15 protein-coding genes are annotated in these 20,370 nt (G+C 41.2%); 3 read left to right on the plus strand and 12 right to left on the minus strand.

All coding sequences use genetic code 11. The features are described from left to right. Window positions 1–438: 438 nt before the first annotated feature. The 3 genes from AAFF35_RS02300 to AAFF35_RS02310 form a co-directional block, all read right to left on the minus strand. A complete protein-coding gene (locus AAFF35_RS02300) occupies window positions 439–1,806 on the minus strand; it encodes a DNA/RNA non-specific endonuclease (protein WP_342330697.1) in 1,368 nt (455 codons plus the stop codon). A 16-nt stretch (window positions 1,807–1,822) separates the two neighbouring features. After that, window positions 1,823–2,221: a nuclease A inhibitor family protein gene (locus AAFF35_RS02305; RefSeq protein WP_342330698.1), complete on the minus strand. Its 399-nt coding sequence runs from the start codon at window positions 2,219–2,221 to the stop codon at window positions 1,823–1,825. 206 nt (window positions 2,222–2,427) lie between these two features. Further along, on the minus strand, window positions 2,428–2,784 hold the full coding sequence (locus tag AAFF35_RS02310) for a DUF4440 domain-containing protein (protein ID WP_342330699.1): 357 nt from the start codon (window positions 2,782–2,784) through the stop codon (window positions 2,428–2,430). 97 nt (window positions 2,785–2,881) lie between these two features. On the opposite strand from AAFF35_RS02310, the gene AAFF35_RS02315 reads away from it, so the two are divergent. Continuing rightward, entirely contained in the window at window positions 2,882–3,226 is a 345-nt protein-coding gene (locus tag AAFF35_RS02315) for a helix-turn-helix domain-containing protein (RefSeq protein WP_342330700.1), read from the plus strand. On the opposite strand, the gene AAFF35_RS02320 is transcribed toward AAFF35_RS02315, so the two are convergent. The 8 genes from AAFF35_RS02320 to AAFF35_RS02355 form a co-directional block, all read right to left on the minus strand. Beyond that, window positions 3,205–5,406, minus strand: coding sequence for a peptidase domain-containing ABC transporter (locus tag AAFF35_RS02320; protein WP_342330701.1), 2,202 nt, complete (start codon window positions 5,404–5,406; stop codon window positions 3,205–3,207). The two genes, AAFF35_RS02315 and AAFF35_RS02320, sit on opposite strands and share 22 nt — an antisense overlap. Before the next feature lie 9 nt (window positions 5,407–5,415). Next, window positions 5,416–8,532 carry a lantibiotic dehydratase gene (locus AAFF35_RS02325; protein ID WP_342330702.1) on the minus strand — a complete coding sequence of 1,039 codons (3,117 nt, stop codon included), beginning with the start codon at window positions 8,530–8,532 and terminating at the stop codon, window positions 5,416–5,418. Window positions 8,533–8,535: 3 nt separating this feature from the next. Beyond that, the gene (locus tag AAFF35_RS02330; protein ID WP_342330703.1) at window positions 8,536–9,420 is read right to left on the minus strand and encodes an LLM class flavin-dependent oxidoreductase; all 885 of its coding nucleotides are present in this window, start codon (window positions 9,418–9,420) and stop codon (window positions 8,536–8,538) included. 3 nt (window positions 9,421–9,423) lie between these two features. Beyond that, the gene (locus AAFF35_RS02335; protein WP_342330704.1) at window positions 9,424–10,686 is read right to left on the minus strand and encodes a lanthionine synthetase LanC family protein; all 1,263 of its coding nucleotides are present in this window, start codon (window positions 10,684–10,686) and stop codon (window positions 9,424–9,426) included. Beyond that, window positions 10,676–11,962 (minus strand): erythromycin esterase family protein, encoded by a 1,287-nt coding sequence (locus AAFF35_RS02340; protein ID WP_342330705.1) that lies wholly within the window; start codon window positions 11,960–11,962, stop codon window positions 10,676–10,678. The genes AAFF35_RS02335 and AAFF35_RS02340 overlap by 11 nt, the downstream gene beginning before the upstream one ends. A gap of 217 nt (window positions 11,963–12,179) precedes the next feature. Further along, a complete protein-coding gene (locus AAFF35_RS02345; protein WP_342330706.1) occupies window positions 12,180–12,434 on the minus strand; it encodes a TIGR04149 family rSAM-modified RiPP in 255 nt (84 codons plus the stop codon). A 563-nt stretch (window positions 12,435–12,997) separates the two neighbouring features. Then, entirely contained in the window at window positions 12,998–15,325 is a 2,328-nt protein-coding gene (locus AAFF35_RS02350) for a M1 family metallopeptidase (RefSeq protein ID WP_342330707.1), read from the minus strand. 51 nt (window positions 15,326–15,376) lie between these two features. Continuing rightward, on the minus strand, window positions 15,377–15,967 hold the full coding sequence (locus AAFF35_RS02355) for a HupE/UreJ family protein (protein ID WP_342330708.1): 591 nt from the start codon (window positions 15,965–15,967) through the stop codon (window positions 15,377–15,379). 72 nt (window positions 15,968–16,039) lie between these two features. Between AAFF35_RS02355 and AAFF35_RS02360 the strand changes: the two genes are divergently transcribed. After that, window positions 16,040–16,516 carry a DUF6702 family protein gene (locus AAFF35_RS02360; RefSeq protein ID WP_342330709.1) on the plus strand — a complete coding sequence of 159 codons (477 nt, stop codon included), beginning with the start codon at window positions 16,040–16,042 and terminating at the stop codon, window positions 16,514–16,516. A gap of 310 nt (window positions 16,517–16,826) precedes the next feature. On the opposite strand, the gene AAFF35_RS02365 is transcribed toward AAFF35_RS02360, so the two are convergent. Then, entirely contained in the window at window positions 16,827–17,879 is a 1,053-nt protein-coding gene (locus AAFF35_RS02365; RefSeq protein ID WP_342330710.1) for a hypothetical protein, read from the minus strand. Between the two features lie 197 nt (window positions 17,880–18,076). On the opposite strand from AAFF35_RS02365, the gene AAFF35_RS02370 reads away from it, so the two are divergent. Further along, on the plus strand, window positions 18,077–20,365 hold the full coding sequence (locus tag AAFF35_RS02370; RefSeq protein ID WP_342330711.1) for a TonB-dependent receptor: 2,289 nt from the start codon (window positions 18,077–18,079) through the stop codon (window positions 20,363–20,365). Window positions 20,366–20,370: the final 5 nt, after the last annotated feature.

The raw sequence follows: 20,370 nt of genomic DNA on the forward strand, positions 1-20,370 counted from the left end.
TCCGGATGAGGCTGTTGTTGTAACACCAGTTGAAGAGCCGACTGTTGCGGAAGTTGTGCCAGAACCGGCTGTTCCGGAGCCTGTCGTTAAAAAGAAGGCTTTTACGGTGCCAAAAGCACCAAAACCAGTAGCGGAGCAACCTGTTGCTGAGCCGGCTGTTGAGGCGAAACCAGAAGAAAGTCTGCCGGTGGTGCCAGAACCTGTGGCGGAAAGCCCTGCAATAGAAAAAACGGAGCCTGTTGAAGAGAAAGCTGCTGCACCAGTGAAACCTAAAAAGGCCTGGGGCGAGACTAAACCAGTAAAAAATATCACATTAGAGATCACTAATCCTGATGATGTTGAAATAGACGATAAAGGACAATTGGGATTATTCTAATTTCCAATACCAACAAGAAAGCCGCCCTATGTTAAGGCGGCTTTCTTAGTATATAGATTTTTTTATTGGTTGTCTACATTTTGTTTAAGGGCAGTACGGATGGTTGCCGGGATGCTTGCAAAGAAGCTGTAGCCTGTTGCAGTTTCAATGCTGTTCACCGAAGTTCTGTAGGTCTTCCAGTCACTGTTAATGGTATTTGTATTTGGCGTATTGATGGCGATCACTCTTGTGGTGCTGGTAATTCTGCTAATGTCATTATTTCCATTTGGCAATACCACGATGATTTTCCACACATTAGATGGAACGGTCACATTACCATTGTTGATGGTATTGGTTACTCCGCCGTTTGAACCTGTACCACCTGTTCCATAAGAGCCGGCGATCACATAAACCTCATTGCCTGCACTTACCAGGCTACGGGTATAGCTTTCCAGACCTTCCCAGGTTTGTTGGTTGTTGTTGGGTGCCTGAGGAATCATATTCGTCATTAAGAAGGTAGAAGAGTTGGCTGCAGTCGAAGAAGTCCTGTCGCCGGAAGGACAATTGTGTCCTCTGTCAAATCCTGATCCCGAATAACTGCTGTTTTGTACCTGATACCAGCCTGAAGGTAAAGCGGAATCAGCCCTGAAATCATTCGTTCTTGGAGTGCTTCCAATATCGGACGACTGGATATGCCAGCTCACCCAGTTTGGTGTACCTCTGTCGCGGTTATAAGCGATGGTATAATAGGTCTGATCCATCAGATAATTATTCGGAGAGGTAATGTTTGCTACTGCACCATTCGGATTACCCAGTAATAAATGGCTGTCATCTCCTGCGGTTCCTCCACCCGGGTTTGTTCCTCCTCCGGTACCAGTGGTTACACTGATGTTGTCGATGTTAATCCGGTTGGTGCCGCCTGAAACTTTGCGTATAGTCAGACGGATATTGCCGGTATTGGTGATCTGGAAAGTTGCGGTTTGTAAAGTAGAACTGCTACTGGTAATGGTACTGCCAACTTGTGTGTAACTTGTGCCACCATTTGTGGAGATCCATAGCTGCCAGGTACTGGAAGCATCTGATCCATATTTGGCATGATCAATTTTAACGGTTGTGCTGTCGCTCGCACTGATGTTAAAGTTCATCTTAAGGGAACCAGTGTTCCTGACTCTTGCCGATTGGCTTCCAGATTTTACATCTGCAGCGGTGTTTCCAATCAGGGCGTCGTCCAGGGTCCAGGAGCCTGAGCCCAGGGTAACAGAAGCCGAAGCATAAGCGCCTTTGCTGCCGGTTTCAAAGCCTTCTGCCAGCAATTGAGTACTTTCTGTACGGACCGATGGACTGGTTGAATGCTGTTGTTCTGTAAACTCCGGTTGAGCTTCTTTTTTACAGGAGGCGAGGACCAGGCATAGCATGCCCAGTACATAGCAATGTTTCATGAAATTTTTCATAGGGATAGGATGATGGTTAAGATTCTATAGCATAAGTAGTGACTGCAATACAGGTGTTGTCTGGTAGGAATGCCGTAATGATGATCGGAACTTTCACGCCGTCTTCGATCCGGGTGACCTGGATTCCGGAGAAATTGCCTTTTAGAAAAGTATGAAGCTCCTGAAATTTGTTGGCATTTGCCACAACAATATCGTCGTTAGGATCGGCACTTTTTAAGATTTTTTCGAAAAAATCTTCCGGTTTTACGCTGATTAAGGCTTCAGGAGCTGCCGCGTTCAATTCTGCAAGCTTTGCATTCAGTTGTTCTTTTGGAAGGGCTCCGAGCTGCTCAATGACTAAAGGGGCCTCAGATTCACTTAGGTAGAAGAGTCCCTGAATCTTAGTCGACAATTCTGGTAAAATTTGGTTTTCCATGGGTAGATGGGGTTATTTTTTATTAAAGATAACCGCTAATCTCTAAGAAAGTACATCCCTAAAAAAGGTAATAATTATTTCATGATTTTTTAACCAAAAACCGGCGACATGATTTGCCGGAAATTGTGAATTGCATATGTTCAGAAGAGGGAAAGAGAAATGTGAAGACCTGGGCTGCTTCACATTTCTGCGTTCAATATTATTTTTTAGTCATTCCAAATGTCCTGATGTATATACCATGTTCCGGCGATATATTTCCAGACATACATATAGTGTCCTTGGGCAACCAGCTGCCCTTCCCCCGCAAAAAGAAGATAATTTCCTGTTTCATAAGCGAAGTTTCCTTCAATGCTAATCTCCCTGGTGGAAAAGTCTCCTTTATTGATCCCCTGATTGAATACTGCTCCAAAAAATTCGCTGATCTTTTCTTTGCCTTGAACTGCAGGCTGTTTCGGTGGATAAATGAGGGCATCTTCCGTATAAAGTTCAGACAATTGCACATTATTTTTCTCATTTACATATTGGTTAAATTGCTGATTTCTGAGGGCTACTTTTTCTTTCATTTCTTTAATTTTATTTGAAATGCTAAATTCGGTGCTATTAATTGTAATGTCAATATGGGACAAAATTGTCCTATCCTGCGATGAGAAGGGAATACCTATGAAAAATAAGATCCGTGTAGCCGAAAATAAAATATGCGCCCTGGAACATGCTGTAAATACCATTAGCGGAAAATGGAAGATTCCTATTGTCTGGCATTTGCAGCAGGGGCTGAGACGTCCAAGTGACTTTTTTTATCATATTGCTGATATGAACCGCAGGGTTTTAAGCCGGCAATTAAAGGAATTGGAAGAAAGTGGGCTGGTGACAAAACACATTGTTAAACTGAAGCCATTGGAAGTGGAGTATCACTTAACTGAAACCGGAGATAGTCTGGTTAAGATATTATGGCAATTGGATGCCTGGGGAGAGAAATTGTTGGCTCAGGAGCCGAGTTCAAGCTGATTTTTTACGAGTTCATAATAAGTGCCTTTAGATTTGGTTAAAGAGGCATGATTGCCTTGTTCTACAATTGCACCTTTGTTCAACACGATAATTTGATCTGCGTTTCTTACGGTACTTAAACGGTGGGCGACAACAATAACGGTTCGGCCTTTAAAAAAGGACTCCAGGTTCTCCATAATTTTCTTTTCATTATTTGCATCCAAAGCATTGGTCGCCTCATCAAAGAAAATATACTCCGGATTTTTGTAGACTGCTCTGGCAATCAATATTCTTTGCTGTTGCCCCTGACTTATTCCTTTGCCTGCAGCTCCGATTTGGGTAGCTAAGCCAAGGGGTTGCTCTTCGATGAAATCACGGATATTGGCTGCATCTATAGCATGTAATAACCGCTCTTTATCAGGATACTCGTCGCCAACGGCGATGTTTCTTCCAATCGTGTCAGAAAAGATAAATCCATCTTGCATCACAATTCCACACTTGCTTCTCCAATAGCTATTACTGATTTGTTGAAGGTTGGTCGATCCGACATTGATCTCTCCGGTTGAGGTCTCATAAAATCTCAATAATAATTTTAAGATCGTCGTTTTTCCACTTCCACTCATTCCTACAATCGCAGTGGTCTTTCCTTCAGCAATATCGAAACTGAGATTTTGAAAAACGGGTTCATTACCCGCTCCGGGATAGGTGAAGCTCAGGTTGTTGAGGCTGATGGTTTTCTGCTCCGGAAGTTCTTTGATAAAAGAACGGCCGGCAGGTTCTTCATCTGAGAGCGCATGAATTTCATTGAGTCTTTCGAGGCTGATTTTAGCATCCTGAAACTGTTGGACGAAACCTAGTAATTGTTCTATCGGACTGTTTAGCTGACCAACAATATATTGTATGGCCATCATTGCCCCCATACTGAGTTGTCCATCGATAACAGATTTGGCAACAATCAGGGTGATCAGAATGTTTTTCCCTTCATTGATAAAAAAAGTACCGAATTGCTGATATTGGCCAACGACGAGGCTTTTAATGCTGAACTTGAATAACCCGGCCTGTATTCTTTCCCATTCCCAACGCTTTTGCAATTCACAATTGTTCAGTTTAATTTCCTGCATTCCCGTGATCAGCTGAACTACATTGCTTTGGTTTGCAGAGGAAATGTCGAAACGTTTAAAGTCGAGTTCTCTTCTTTTTTTAAGGAAAAATACAGTCCATAAACTATACAAAACATTGAATATCATAAAAATGATGAAGATATTCAGATTGTAGTAAGCGAGAACAAAAGTGAAAATAAGCAGATTGAATAGTGAAAAAATGGTGTTCAGTGAAGAGCCGGTAAGAAAGCTTTGTATCCTCGACTGATCAGTCATCCTTTGCATAATGTCGCCAGTCATTTTGGTATCAAAAAAGGCCATTGGCAATTTCATGAGTTTAATCAGAAAATCGGTAAGGATGGTGATGTTGATTCTGGTACTGATGTGCAGCAGAATCCATGACCTGATGAAATCTATGCTGAGCCTTCCTAAAAAAAGCATGGTTTGCGCAATCAGAATGATATAAACGAAGTTCAGATTTTTGGTGTTTATACCGATATCTACCACAGCCTGGGTGAGGAAGGGTAAAACCAATTGCAGCAGACTTCCGACAGTGAGACCGATAATCAGTTGCCGGATCAGGGGCCCGTATTTCAAAAGATGACTTAGAAAATAACGTAAATCGACTGTGCTGGAAGGATCTCCCTGTTGCTCGTAAAAATCAGGGGTAGGGGAGAGAAGTAAGCCAATTCCTTTAAATTGATCCTCATTGTGGGGACTTGTCCAGGAATCGGCCATTTCAGCCAGGGTATACTGAAGCCGTTCTCCGGCAGGATCTGCGATAAAAAAAACAGGCTTTTTAGTATGCGCACCAGTGATCTTGTAAAGGACAACAAAATGGCTTTGTTTCCAGTGTAAAATACATGGAAGCTCAATCTCTGCCAGCTGTGCCAGACTCAGTCTGACACCAGTGGCCTTAAAACCTAAGTTTTTTGCGGCCTCACTGATGCCCAGTAAAGAAACCCCTTCTCTGTTGATTCCTGAGATCTCCCTTAAACGTTGTAAATTATAGTTCCTTCCATAATATTTTGCAACCATGCGCAAACAGGTAGGCCCGCAATCCATTTGATCAACTTGTTTATAGAAAGGGAACTTTTTCAAGATACAGGCTTATTTAGCAACAGGTTCAGGTTTACGTTTTAATGCCGAACGGTACAGGTCATAACAGATGGCCTCTTTTTTTCTTGGGTTTACAGGAAAAAGTCTGTTCATGGACATATGTATCAAACCGAAGATCACTTTTTCAGTCATTTCGATTCCAGGGATAATGTCCTGTAACCTCCATTGTCTTTCCTCAAAAATGGAATGGATATCAGGATATAAACCGGCCTTGCCAGCCATTATTTCTGTAACCTTAGCTTTGTTCTGTTCAAAGAAAAGATTAACCCCTTTAAAATCAGCATTACTTAAATGATATTCTTTTCTAAATTGCGCATTTGTATTTTTGATGAAACTTGCCTTCTTATCGGCTTCTTCCTGGCTAAAAATCATGGATAGATAGCGATGGATATTGTACAGGCCGGACAGCCAGCTGATTTTTTCTTCTTTATGGGCTGAGGACAGCAAAAGTCTTAGTTTTAAAATGGCTTCACTGTCGACCTGAAATAGATCTTCTACAAGGTCCATGTTTTGATGTCCATATCGCTCCGTTTCCGGGCTATATCCATCGTAGGCAATTTTGCCTACATAACCAAGATGAATCAGGGCTTTAAAGTTTTCATTCAATAAGGCAATTGCAATGCTGATATCCTTCGGATCCGAGAATTTAAACCTTAACCTGAAATGAGGTTCAGGATCTTCATACCGGATATAGAACCATTTCTGAAAAGAACGGATCTCCTTTATTTCCGGCAGAAAATCATTCAGGGTTTGAAGAATCAGCGCTTCGGCGTTCATGGAATTGAAGTATACTTTTAAATAAACCCATTCTTCTCCGGGTAGGTAAGTCTTCTTTTCAGGCTGTAGGAAGGGTTCCTGAAGGAGATTTGAATCGCGTTCATTATGGGGATGATAATAAGAAAAGAGCAACTCGTTGGTATAACTATGCTGACCATCGGAAACGTATTGGTTGTTGCTGTTATTGACATCTTCTGTAAAAAGAAGCGCGTCTTTCTTTTTGATGTCCTTAAAAAGCATCTTTAAATACAGTTCTAATTCCAGATTTAGCAACAAGAGGTTGTCTGCATCTCCGTAAATAACCTGCGCGGGAATTTTGTGTTGTTTACAAATCAGTTGCAAACTGTCTTTAAATGCTTCAAAGGACTGTAAGTTCAAGGTTTCTTTTCTGATATTCCAGCTTGCCGGGGCCATGAGGATGTTTTTATCGATCACCAGTCTTGGCAAATGGTCGAGTTCCCGGAGCATTCCCCAATCCCATAATAAGGTGTTTTGATTTCCCTGATGTTGATAATCACCCAAAAAGCTAATTACCGGAAGTTCGTCAACGCCGTAATTATAGGCGGTAGTCATGTATGGTACGATTTCCTTTTCCAGTTTTTTAGAAAAGAGGATTAATCTGTTCTCTTCATTCAGATTTAGGTAGAGGTCGTGCAGATCCAGGTATTTTGAACTGTTGGTATTGGCTGGAGCATCAGCTACATGAAGACTCCAGGACCTGTTGAAATTCTTTAGATTAACGTTAGCTGTTTTAATCTGTCCGATATGTTCCACTTCTGCACAAATGGCATCTTTATAGAATTCCTCCTCTTTCCTGACAATCTCTGTAATCAACTGGCCAATTGATTCATTCAGGTGAGAAAACCTTCCGTAGACGTTTGCTGCGGAAGGAGCATGAAGATCAAAAGGATAGAGCAGGTAATCTCCGTTGTCGAGTGATTCCGCACTATCCGTACTTAATTTACACAATACCGTATGTGTCAGTGGAAGCCGGGCATTGGTGTTTTTTTCGAATGGTTTCAACTCTTCAATTGATAAGGAGATTTCGTTCGTTCCATTTGCGATGGCTTCTTTGTATTTTCCTAGGAGAAAGCGGGACCAGTTGTTGAAGAAATATTGTAAGGTATCTGATTCTTCTGAGGCAGAACTGCCCAATCTTGGCAGGAGTTCATCGCTTTTGTTATGGTTTATGTTCCGGCTAACAGGATATCCGATTCCGGTATCCGGATCAAGCGCATGAAGAAGGGGAATGGATCTGCCCTCATATCGCCTGGAGAATTCTTTTTTGAATGCTTCCAGTGCCGGTCCTCTATAGCTTTCATGGATTTTACTCATAGACTGTAATACCCGTGCTAATTTGTAGGCTATATTTTTATTGATATGGCCATCTAATGTTTTAAAGCAATCGATTTGTAAAAATGAGCTGTCTTCTTCCAGTCTTTGAGTTGCTATGAGAAGTTCCTTGATCCGGTTAAGGTGAACAATTGCTGCGGTTGCAGAACTGTCTCTGAGCTGCTGCATTTCTGTTTTTAACGCAGCAATCAATGTGGTTATCTCTACATAATCTTCTGTGGCAAAGTCCGGACTGTTTAAAAGTTCAGAGAGTTTATCCAGGACATTGACATCATTCATCCTCAGGTCGAGTTCTGATAAAAGCAGTCCATTTTCCAACAGGTCATCAAGATATTCATGAATGTCTTCTACGTCCAGTTCCGGTTCAATAGAGAGGATGTAGTTACTGATTTCCTTTTTGTTTTTTCCTGATTTACAGAATTGTAACACTTCGTAAATGATCTCATCAGGATCCATCGAAGATAATTTAAACTTCCGTATGTTTTTTTCTACCCTATGCTCTATGTACCTGATTTTTCCATTAAGCGTATACACGGAATTATTTGTGTATAACCGGCTCAGCATTAGTGTACGGGGAATCTTTTTCAGGTGTTCAATGAGTAAATTTGCAACCTGGGCGTCAAGCCTGCTGTGTTTTTCCAGGCTACCTTCTGAAGGATTAATGGCAGAGCTGTGTTGGGCTAAATTTAGCGCCGTGATATAAGCCATGGTTCCATATGGAGTGGCCCGCTGACACAATCTGTTCAGATATCTTAAAAGACTTATCTTTATTTTCTCATCATAAAAAATACCCTCCTCATTTTGTTCCCTGATCAAGAGGGTATAAAAACCAGGAGCAGCAATGTAGATGGATTCTAATAGTATGTCAAGGATGTATTTGTCCAGAGGCTCATGATTGCTGATCTTCTTTTCAATGTCCTGAAGGAGAGAGACAGGTAAAACCGGAAGTCTCATGATTGCTTTTTGAAAGATATGCATGGCTTAGCTGAATTGTTTTTTTAGTAAATGAAGGACCTTGGTTTTTTCTCTGTAATTTTTTCCAAGATTAAGGATCACTATTTCCTTTATCGCAGTTCCTGAAGTCAGCTCCAGGATACGTACATGGAGTTCTTGAGGAGTGCAGCTTATAATTTTCTCCGGTTGAAGCTGACTTTTTTCCTGAAGAGATCTTAGGAATGCATTGTTTTTTGATTTATTTTCAGAGCAATAAACGGCAATCGCCAGGGCTTTTTTACAGGCCTTATCCGGGCTTTTAATCAGTTCCTTTTCCGTCGTTCTCAATGTAGTGGTGGTATGGAACAGAGAACGGCAATAATTGATTTTTCCCAAAGGATAATGATGGATATCTTCAAAGGAAGAGTTGAGCATCCATAAAGAAGGTTTGCTGGTTTCTGCAATCGGTGGAGGAATGGTTAATCCGGAAGGTGTTTCCTGGCTCCTCGCATCCAGCAGGTTTAAAAGCTCCAGCACCTTTTCGGGAAATGAAGGTTCTTCTTCGTAATGCGCCCCTAATAATTGTGCTCCGAGATGAGCCGGAAGGAGCGTTTTACATAAACCAAGGTCAATTCTGCCCGGAAATAAAGTGGAAAGCAGCTTATAGAAGGTGGCAATTCTGTAGGTAGAATGATATTTTAAGAGTATACCGCCAGTTCCAATGCTGATCTTTTTTGTGGATGATGCCAGCATGGGCAGTAAAGCTTCAGGATTACTGAAGGCAACATTGTCATGGTAGTGCTCTGCGAACCAGATTCTTTGGAACCCAAGCTCATCTGCACACTGTACATATTTCAGCAGACCAGGATAATCGTACTGATTTTTGTATAATTCCCCGAATTCGAGTAAGCCCAGTTTAATCTGTTTCATCATGTGTTACAATAAGAGCATTTTATCCCAGGTAAAGCTTTTGTTTTCCTCCAGTGAGAGATTTACCAATCCGATCCCCATGTATCCATAGAGCAGTCCGTAGTCTTCCTGTTGATCTGTAAGTTCACTGATCAGGTTTTGCTCCTCCAGATATTGTACGGTTTGTTCCCTGGTGATCTTTTCCCAGAACTTACTTGCCTGTTTCAATCTTTCGTCTTTGAGCTGCTCAAACAACTTTAAATAAATATAACTGATCCCGCAGGTTCCATGACAAAATGAGGGGTCGATTTTACCATTTTCTTTTACCGTTCCTGACTGTTGCAGGTCGATGGCGGTAGAATGGATGGCAATCTCCATTGCTTTCGTACGGAAATAGTCATCCTCATCTAAAATGGAAGCTACCTTGGTAAGAGTAATTGCAATGCAAATGTCTCCATAGCACCAGCCGAGTCTGGCATAGTAAGGGTGGTTACCTGGATCAACCGTATTTTTAAATTTAGCAATAGGGAATTTGAAAAGGTCGTTGTCCTTCTCCTGAGAAAGGAGCCATGAGGAAGCTTTTCGGATGAGCGTTTTGGTTAATGTCCGCAATGTCGGATCTTCAAGTACAGGGTATGCCTCACAACAAAAAGCAATAATTCCCGCAACCCCGTGAGCCAGCCCGCAATCATAGACGACATGTTCACTTTTGTTTTTGTCAGCATGAGTGAGGTTCCGGATATCTACCCAGGTGTAATTTCCATCTTTATCTGTAATTTTTGATTGATCTAATGCTTTGATGATTTTTTCAATACCCCGCTTTGCAAATGGTTTTTCTTTTTGCTGAAGTAGAAAAAGCCCTTTTCCAATAAAGCCATACAGGGGGTCGTAATTCTCAATTTCAATATCAGCATCCAGTGATTTCTCTACGAATTCCTGTATGTCCGAATCAATGATGTCATCCAGCGATTCTTCGAGTACACCAATTTCAGAAAGGTGACCAAGTACCCAAAAGAAACCGGAGAAACCGCTTCCATGAGTCGCATCGAGGTTGTCATTTCCAGAGATTTGCTCCTGAAAGGTATCAAGTGCAGCCTCGATCAGGTCATATACCCGCTCTAAATACTGTGGATTTCGGTAAGATTGATAGAGGTATCCATAATATAAAATCTGACCATAATTACCTGCCAGAAGGCTGAGGTTTAAAAATGGATTTTCATGAGATTCCACATACTGAAAAATCTCTTCCGCAGAAGTGGGCTGTTCGGTGTTGCTTGGTTTAGTTGACATAAAAGCTGTTGGTTCCGGTTGTTTTGTTAATATGTAGGATGTAATCGAAATCGGCCAGGATATTGCCGGATTGGAATTGTTTATGGGTATAACCAAAAGGTAAAAAGCGATACTTTTTGGCAGGGATTTTTCTGTTTGAAATCAGTCTCGTATTCAATAGGAAAGCAGGTTTGTGTGTTTGTGAAAAATAATATTCAAAACTATCTGCCAAAGGCTGTTGAATGGGGTTTTTACTGCTTACTTTTTGTTGCTGATCATTGTATGCGGTATAAAAGCCTTCCGATGTAGACATGCCCATGCTTTTGTAAGCGCTACCCAGTTTTCTTTTCAGAAAGAGCCCCATGGCTTTTGAATATGGATTTCGCGTTTTCTGTATATGGCCATTATGGGCGAGCAGGATGATTTTACTCCCTGCTGTGACTTCGCTGAGCACATTCTCGGCCATTAAGGAATCTCTTGTATTCGACATGATTCGTACATCATGTTTGTTTTTTTCAGGATCATTTAGCAGTAGAAACTGCTGATAATTGTTGATGTTCTTAGCCAGGCCGGAATCTAAAGCACTGTCCTTGGTCTGGAGGCCCTGATAATCCGTCATAAACTGTTTGCTCATCGCATTCAGGGTCTGGAAATCTTCCGGACTGATCGTATGGGAAGACAATTGATAGTCAAGTTGTTTGTAATATCCGATGATTTTAGCAATAGAATCTGTATTTGGAATTTTTCTTGTTTTACTGTAAGCGGATAAGTTTTGTAAAGTCTGATATGGGCTTTGAAAATCGAATCCGAAAAAGCTGATTTGCCCTGGGTTTTTGCGGTTGATTTCTCTTACCGTTTCAACGAGATCAGCAAATTCTTTACATTCATAGTTATAAAGCTGAAAGCTTTTTAAGATTTCCGGAAGCATTGGTTTTCCATCCAATAAGTAAGCGTTTAACCGATCTACTTCTGCCATTGGTGCTTCCAAGCCTATTTTGTTGATTTTATATTTAGCGGATAAAAAGCTGATCAGCCTGGTTTTTGCCCGTATAAATTCGCTTGTCCCATGGGATTGCTCTCCGATTCCAAAAACTTTAAAATCCCCAAAGTCGGGAAAGGGAAGAGCTTGATGTTGTGCTGGATTGCTAAATAATTGCTGGGGGTTTAAATTAATGGATTGCTGCACCAATGCCGATTTGAAGCTTTCGGGGGATTGGGCGCAGATTTCCAGTGTCTGTAGAAAGAGACAAATGAACAGCACAGTTCCAATTAAGTTTTTATTCAGGTACTTCAACATGATATTTTCATCTGTTTTAAACGTAGGACATGGTCTTTCTGTGCGGGGAGAATGGTTATCACCAGGATAACCATTCTCTATTAATCATTTATCCGTGTCTAACTATAATCTTCTTCACTTTGTTGTTGAGCGCGTCGATGATTTTCTTACTCAGGGATAATTTATTTAACTTTTTCATTTTGGTTAGTTAATTTGAAAAGGTCATTTTGATTAATGATTACAATCCGAATCCAAATCCAGGATCCATAGGATCTAATCCAGGTTCAAATCCCTTGTTAGGTTTACATGGGCAACCACTGGTGCAAGTACCACATCCAGCTGGATTTCCAGAGCAAAGGGTTATAGTTGAGGCTCTTGTAGGACATCCGCCACTACAGGTTCCGGTGATACCACCAACAACATTCTTCATCACTTTTCCGTCTAAAGTTTCAATAACTTCTTTACTCGCTGATAATTTTTTTAGCTTTTTCATACTGTTTAAATTGATTGGTTAGATTAATAGTTTTTCCCCTATAGCTTCCTAAGAACGAATTTGTACCGGTTGATCTCCTTGAGACTGGCCTGGTTGCGTTGTTTTTTCTTTCTGTTTTCTTTTTAAAATAATGATGGTTTATCTAATATATTGAAATTTTAAATATTTCTTGATATAATTTATATTTTCTTTTTATGAATTATTTAATTTGTTTTTTCATTTTTATATGTATTTTATAGTGGCGTAATTCCTTTAATGAACGTTGTTTGCTACATTTGATGTTCTTTTGAAGCTTTTCGATTAGTATTGAAGAAGTCAATTCAGCGGATAGCACAAATTTTGTCGCTTCAGAAAAGAGCGAAGGATGGTGGATTGGAATTTTTTGATGTGGCCGACCTTACGTGGAGTAATTAAATACCGGACCGATATACAGCAGAGTTCGTACATGTCTTACTAATGCCCGCTGTGTTCATTGGTGTTATTGGTGATTGCTTGCCTGAGGGAAGACTGAAATTCCTTTTGTCTTGTATTGCTAAGAAAATACAAGACAAAAGGAAGGTAATTTATTTTTGTCTGGACTGTTGCATCGGGTTTGGTCCGGCAGAAGCCCCTCTCGGGGATTGTTGTTGTTTAAACAATTCGAACCTTGAAGGTTTTGCTTTTCTCGGCCATGAATTGTTATTTTCATCGATGTCAGCAGTTTCGCGGTAGGGATCAAGTTGTACGGCAACTACTTCTTTATCTTTAGCAAAAACTTTAGTCACTTTGTTCTCATTCTTTCTCCAGATATAGGCAGGAATGCGGTCTACTTCTTTGCTTCCATCGGCAAAAGTCCATTCGATAATGATTGGCATCACCAGTCCCCCTTCATTTGAAAAGTCAAGCTCATAGAAATTTTTCTTGCGCTCATATAGTTTTTTCTCGTCAGCAGTTAAAGACGCATAATACTTTTGAAACTGCTCATCAGCAGTCTTGCTGACCTCAAAACGATTAAATTTATTGTAAAAATCCTGGAGCGTTGTATCTTGCTCTACGGCAAATTTTACCCCCTCGGCACGGTTTCTTCCCCTGCTGATATTGTCGTTGTTTTTTTCAAATGCTTTTTTATCCTCTTTCTTCTCTTCCGCTTGTTTCATGCTGTTCATGCGGTAGTAACGAACGTCGTTCAACGCAATATCTACCGGGTCAGTTCCAAAAAACCAGCCTCTCCAGAACCAATCAAGATCTACCGCAGAAGCATCTTCCATTGTTCTGAACAGATCTGCAGGAGTAGGGTGCTTAAATGCCCATCGTTTCGCATACTCCTTGAAGGCATAGTCGAATAACTCCCTGCCCATTACCGTTTCTCTCAGGATATTCAATGCTGTGGCGGGTTTAGCATAAGCATTTGGACCAAAATTGATGATGTTTTCTGAATTGGTCATGATGGGTTCCAGCTGATCTTTAGGCATTTTCATGTAATCCACGATCTTATGTGCAGGGCCGCGCTGTGAAGGGTAGTTGTTGTCCCATTCCTGCTCCGCCATATACTGGCAGAAGGTATTCAGCCCTTCATCCATCCATGACCATTGTCTTTCATCAGAGTTGACGATCATGGGAAAGAAATTATGCCCTACTTCATGGATGATCACACCGATCATTCCATATTTAATGGCTTCTGTATAAGTTCCATCTTTTTCCGCACGTCCGTAGTTAAAACAGATCATCGGATATTCCATCCCGTTTGCAGCCTCCACCGAGATCGCTACCGGATAAGGGTAGGGGATGGTATGTTTTGAATATACCTTTAAGGTATGGGCAATAACTTTCGTTGAATACTTATTGTATAATGGATAAGCTTCAGGACCATAATAGGACATGGCCATAATCTTTTTTCCATTGATATGGGTCGCCATGGCATCCCATACCAGTCGGCGGGAAGAAACCCAGGCGAAATCTCTTACATTTTCAGCAGTGTAAGTCCAGGTTTTTTTTGCGGTTGACTTTTTCGTCATGGCCGATTTTACTTCCTCAAGATTGACGATCTCTACGGGCGATGCTGCGGTTTGCGCGGCATTCCATCTTTTCAGACTACCACTATTTAGTACTTGTGCATAGTTCTGACACTCGCCGGTTGCACCAACTACGTGGTCTGCAGGAACGGTCATGTTAACTTTGTAATTGCCAAATACCAGTGCAAATTCTCCTCTGCCTTCGAACTGTTTGTTCTGCCAGCCCTGAACATCCGAATAAACGGCCATCCTGGGAAACCATTGAGTGATGGTAAAGAGGTAGTTGTCGTCTTCAGCAAAGTATTCATAGCCGCCTCTACCGCCGACAGTCATTCTGTTCGATATCTTATAATCCCAGGTGATGTTTAACTTGTATTTTCCCTTTGGTTGAAGCGTAGTGGGAAGGTCGATGCGCATCATGGTATTGTTGATGGTATAGGGAAGTGGGGTTCCTTTTTCGTCCGTTACCTTGATGATTTTTACACCAAGATCATTTGCTTCGCCGATGATGCCGGAAAGCGACTGATAGTTCATCTGATCGCTCATTTGACTGGTTTCGGTCAGCTTATTGTCGCTGGTTGCTTTGTGTTCATTTTCATCGAGCTGTACCCAGAGGTAGCTCAATGGATCAGGTGAATTGTTATAATATGTAATTGATTCTGAACCGGTAAGGCGTAGGTTTTTCTCGTCAAGTGTGGCATTGATTTCATAATCTGCCCGTTGTTGCCAGTATGCGGGTCCAGGTGCACCTGAGGCCGACCGGTAGGAATTTGGATCTGAAATGATGGTTCCCAATTGCTCAAATTTATTTCCATGGTTAGCGCCAGGGTTATTTAAATGTTGGGCATAGGTGTTTATGGTTAAAAAGAGCGCAGCAAATAGCAGTAAATTTCTTTTCATCGGGGTTAGGAATAGTATGTTGGTTTGGTTGGCTGCTTTTTAATCGGCAGATCAATTTAGAAAAGCAGCGGAAAAACGCTCGGCAGCCATAATAAATGATATACCAAATATAGCTGATGAGATGAAGAAATTCCAGTCCCATCGCTTTATTTTTACAATCCAGATCAGGAGAAAGGAAAGCAGGAGAATTCCAACGACAATAATCACCTGACCAACTTCCAGTCCTAAATTAAAGGCCAGGAGTTCTACAACAATACTGGTGCTTTTTCCGAGTAAGCTTTTCAGGTAGTTGGAAAAGCCCAGTCCATGAATAAGGCCAAAAAATAACGCAAGGAGATATTTGAAATTCGTGCCCCGGTTTTTCGGTTTTTTGTTTAATATATTGGCTGTAGCGGTAATCAGGATGGTTACCGGAATCAGAAATTCGATAAGTGGAGTATTAATGGTAATTACTTTGAAGACACTTAATGCCAGTGTAATGCTATGGCCGACGGTGAAAGCCGTAACCAGGATCAGGACCCTTCTCCAGTCGCTGATGGCGTAGGTAACGCACAATACCACTACAAAAAGGATATGATCATATCCCTGCCAATCTAAAATATGTTGCCAACCTAACTGGAAATAAAGCCAAAAATCTTGCATTGGGGTTTAAAATCGTAATTTTGAATTAATTATGCAAACTTTTTTTTAATTTCAGGTCCTTTACAAGCAAGTATGGTACAAGTTTTATTGATCTCCTTTCTTCATCTCTTTCATCCGTTTTATGTGAGTGTAACGGAAATCACCCAAAATCCGAAAACAAAAACGGTACAGGTAAGCGTGCGTGTTTTCTTTGATGATTTTGAAAAGGCGCTGGACCACAAGTATAAAGCGAAGCTGAATATCTTAAAACCGCTGGATCGTAAGAAGGTGGACCTGCTGATTGCTGATTACCTGCAAAAGCATTTACAGATTAGGGCGAATCAAAAACCTTTGCCGCTAAAGTATATTGGTTATGAGATTGAAGAAGATGCTGCCTGGTGTTATTTCGAAACGGAAAAATTAGAAACCATTAAAAACTTCGATATCCGGAATGATATTCTTTTTGATGAACATGATTCCCAGTCCAATATGGTCCATGTGACTTTGAACGGTCAAAGGAAAAGCACTAAACTGGACAATCCTAAGGCTGAAGCGAGGCTGACCTTCTGATTTCTTTCCCTACTTCTCTCTTCTTTCTTCAGATGATTACCAAACAAATACGAGGTATTGGAACCGGACGACTATGCCTCATTACATGCGCAATTTATCCAGGCTGATTACCCGCCTTTAACACGCTTGCAAGCGTGGTTGCACCGAGTATAGACCGAGTATAGAGCTTGGTTAGAGCCTGTATAGCCAGAAGCGTTTTAAGCCATGTCCCGAAGATGGATCTGACTTGTTTTTTTAAAGAGAAAATGAAGCAAAAAAAATGAGTAGATAAAAAAAAAGGATGCTTTTTCGGCATCCTCTTTTTTAGCTATTATTGATATTGTATGTAACTTGGTATTGGTTTCAGTTTCAGCAATTCTTCCGGTGTCATTAACCTGTTTGGTGCTTTCTTTAAATCATTTTTGTAGAACAATTTAAATCCTGTAAACTGAACCGGTTCAGGGAAGATAAAGTGACGGTAAGTGCCTTTTTTAAGTTCCGGCTCGCCCCATCCGTCCATGTGCATAACCACCTGAACTTCCGGACGAAGTTTAACGTTCTTATAATTCGTCACCATTTTTCTGGTGAAACGATGAACGACAAATACTTTTGGAGGAAGATTATATTTTTTTACCAGGTTTGCCAGGTATTCGGTGCAGTAGTTAATATCTGCGGCATCATAGGTTCCGATTTTTTTACCAGGTTTGCTTCCGTCTTTCATTGAGAATTCCGGATCAATACCCAAATGTACCTGCGGCATCTGAAGGTATTTTTCCAATCTTGGCAATTCTGCCTTGATCGTACTTAAACCCACTTGTATATCGAGGAACACAATTGCGTTTTGCATTTTAGCAATCTTCAATACAGAGTCAATCTGCTTATCGCCCATACGGTTGATGTATTTGCCATCTTTTCCTGGCGTACCGCTGGCAACTGAAGCAATGTAATGCACACCCGCCTGAACAGGAGTCGAAGGATCTGCTTTCTCCCAATGTTTGATCTCTGCATTTAACCTGCTCCACATTTCTTTAGGTGCATATTCTCCTAAAGCACCCATTTTCTTAGAGTGAAGATTCCCATAATAAACAACAATACGTTTAAAAGGAAGGATTGCTCCGGCAAGGGGATAAGGTTGATTTTTAACTGGCCAGGTTCCTGTGGTATCACCATTGGCCAGCTTTTTCAATAGTGAATTATACTTTGCCGTATCTACAGCCTCTCTCACTGTGCCTACTTCTGGTTCTGCAGTAACCACGGTGTCTCCGTTGGCATTAACTGTTTTCTTCTGTTCTGTCGTTTTCTTTGCGTCGGAAGTGCAGCTGATGAATACACCAAGCGATGCCATTCCGATTAAAACTGTTCCTGCTAACTGAGGTATTTTCATATGGTGGTAATTGTTTTCTAAAGATAAAAATTGTTACAAGTATAAGGTTCTTTAAACGAATAAAAAAGCCGTTTCGCCTGGCTGTTCTTAAATTTTCAGCAAGTTCCTTAGAACTATTCTAAATAATGTTTGGAATTATTCTAAATAAGTCCTTATACTTGCATTATTATTTGAAATGATTCTAAATAGACGGTTGAATGAAACGATTAATACTTCCCTTTTTGCTTTTTATATCTGTTCTGATGGCACATGCTCAGGAAAAGGTTGGAGTGATTTCAGGAAAAGTAAATACAGCTGATGGATTGCCCGCTGCGAATGTGATGGTTTTTCTCAAGGGCATGAACAGAACAGTGTATACGACGGAGAATGGTGCTTTCCGGATTTCTTCTCCTTCGGGTTCGCAGGTCTTAATCGTTCAATCGAGCACAAAAAAACAAATAGAAATTCCGGTAACAGTGACCGCGGGAAAAGAGCAGGAAATTCCGGCTGTTTTGCTGGGAGAAAAGTCTTATGAGTTAAATGAAGTCGTAATTACCGGTTTATATGAACCGCAATCGATCCGCAACTCGGTGTATAATATTCGCACGATCAGCAGCCAGATGATTAAGCTTCGCGGGGCAACGGATTTAAAAAATATATTAAGCACTGAGCTTGGGATTCGCTTTTCCACTGATCCGGTGACCGGAATCAGTAATCCTAAATTTATGGGACTGAACAGCAGCAGCTCAGGAATCAAAGTCCTTTTGGATGGAGTGCCGATGATGGATCGGGGAGTAGATAAGGAAAGTCTCGGTCAGATTGACATCAATACGGTAGAGCGGATTGAAATCGTGGAAGGCCCGATGTCTGTGATTTATGGGACGGATGCCATGGCTGGTGTAATTAATATCATCACCAAGAGAGGAAATAGTGATCATTTTTCCGTCACTGCGCGTGTGCAGGAAGAAACCGCAGGAAAAGAATATGATGCTTTCGATAATAAAGGCATCCATAATGAATACCTCAGTCTAAACTGGCAAAAAAATGGTTGGCATGTTGGCGCTTCGGGCACGCGCAATAATTTTGGTGGCTGGCAAGGAAACAAAACCGGACGTGCTCAGGAATGGCTGCCTAAGGATCAATGGCTAACGGCTGCAACCGGAGGATATAAAAACAGTAAAATGGACCTTTGGTACCGCTTTAACGGAACGGACGAAACTTTAACCCTTCGCGGAGATTATGATACGACCTTAGCTGCACCGGTAGCGGCAGACAAACAATACCTCTCCAAACGCTGGTTCCATCAGGTACAAGGTTCCTTCTTTCTGAAGGATAATTTAAGCCTGGACATGGCAGGATCATTCACGGATTATAGCCGTCGTACTTTATCGACCAACAAAGAAATCAATACTGGAAAAGAAACCTTATCTCTTGAACCTGGATCGCAGGATAAAGATGCAATTAAGTCGACTTTCTTTCGCAGTACATTGCAATATAAATTATCTCCTGAGGTTACTTTTCAGCCGGGAATTGAATTCAACCGCAGCACAGGAAAAGGCGACCGGATCGCAGGTGAACCAGCAATTAATGATTATGCTTTTTTTCTTTCTTCACAGTTGCAGCTAACAGATGCAATACAGATTAAGCCAGGTTTCAGGATGGTTAAAAATTCAGTGTATGATGCACCACCATTTATCCCTTCGCTGCATACCAAGGTGAGGTTAAATGAACAGCTGGATTTCAGATTGTCCTACGCCAGAGGATTCAGGGCGCCGGTGTTGCGGGAATTATATTTCTACTTCAAGGATGCGAACCATGATATTGCCGGAAACTTAGACCTGAAAGCAGAACATTCCAACAGTTTTAATACTTCTCTTTCCTGGACACTGAAAAATAGCCCGGAGCTCAGGTTGAACACGGTACTGAGTGGTTTTTTTAATGATTATAGAAATAGAATCGTTTTGGGAACCCTGGAAGGAAATGACAGGTTAAATACTTATCTGAACTTCGATAAATCCAGAACACTGGGTGGAGAATGGACTGGTGTATTGTCCTGGAAAAATCTTCAGGCAAACCTGGGGTTGTCTTATATCGGACAGTATAATGAGTTGTCGGACCAAAAAGAAATATCAGGCAACAATCCGAAATACGTATGGTCACCTGAAATAAGCACAAATATCAGTTACCTGATTCCTAAGCTGGAAACGAGCATCAGCATGTTCTATAAATTCACCGGAAAGCAGGCTGCTTATACCAGTAGCACTGTTAATGGGAAACTCGTGGCCAGGTTGAACGAAATGTCTGCTTTTCATATTTCAGACCTGAGCTTAAATAAAATTGTAAATAAATACTTAACCATAAACGGAGGTGTAAGAAATCTCTTCAATGTAACCAGGGTAAGGACCATAGGTGTTGAGAGTGGAGCACATACCAGTGATGGTAATAACCCATTCGGATTCGGACGCTCTTATTTCCTGGGCTTAACGATGCATTGGTCTAAAAATTAATTAAT

Source organism: Pedobacter sp. FW305-3-2-15-E-R2A2 (assembly GCF_038446955.1).
Taxonomy (GTDB): domain Bacteria; phylum Bacteroidota; class Bacteroidia; order Sphingobacteriales; family Sphingobacteriaceae; genus Pedobacter.

Coding starts and splice junctions, on each gene's coding strand:
- AAFF35_RS02300 (WP_342330697.1), bottom strand. CDS start 1,806: ATGAAAAATTTCATGAAACATTGCTATGTACTGGGCATGCTATGCCTG.
- AAFF35_RS02305 (WP_342330698.1), bottom strand. CDS start 2,221: ATGGAAAACCAAATTTTACCAGAATTGTCGACTAAGATTCAGGGACTC.
- AAFF35_RS02310 (WP_342330699.1), bottom strand. CDS start 2,784: ATGAAAGAAAAAGTAGCCCTCAGAAATCAGCAATTTAACCAATATGTA.
- AAFF35_RS02315 (WP_342330700.1), top strand. CDS start 2,882: ATGAAAAATAAGATCCGTGTAGCCGAAAATAAAATATGCGCCCTGGAA.
- AAFF35_RS02325 (WP_342330702.1), bottom strand. CDS start 8,532: ATGCATATCTTTCAAAAAGCAATCATGAGACTTCCGGTTTTACCTGTC.
- AAFF35_RS02330 (WP_342330703.1), bottom strand. CDS start 9,420: ATGATGAAACAGATTAAACTGGGCTTACTCGAATTCGGGGAATTATAC.
- AAFF35_RS02335 (WP_342330704.1), bottom strand. CDS start 10,686: ATGTCAACTAAACCAAGCAACACCGAACAGCCCACTTCTGCGGAAGAG.
- AAFF35_RS02340 (WP_342330705.1), bottom strand. CDS start 11,962: ATGTTGAAGTACCTGAATAAAAACTTAATTGGAACTGTGCTGTTCATT.
- AAFF35_RS02345 (WP_342330706.1), bottom strand. CDS start 12,434: ATGAAAAAGCTAAAAAAATTATCAGCGAGTAAAGAAGTTATTGAAACT.
- AAFF35_RS02350 (WP_342330707.1), bottom strand. CDS start 15,325: ATGAAAAGAAATTTACTGCTATTTGCTGCGCTCTTTTTAACCATAAAC.
- AAFF35_RS02355 (WP_342330708.1), bottom strand. CDS start 15,967: ATGCAAGATTTTTGGCTTTATTTCCAGTTAGGTTGGCAACATATTTTA.
- AAFF35_RS02360 (WP_342330709.1), top strand. CDS start 16,040: ATGGTACAAGTTTTATTGATCTCCTTTCTTCATCTCTTTCATCCGTTT.
- AAFF35_RS02365 (WP_342330710.1), bottom strand. CDS start 17,879: ATGAAAATACCTCAGTTAGCAGGAACAGTTTTAATCGGAATGGCATCG.
- AAFF35_RS02370 (WP_342330711.1), top strand. CDS start 18,077: ATGAAACGATTAATACTTCCCTTTTTGCTTTTTATATCTGTTCTGATG.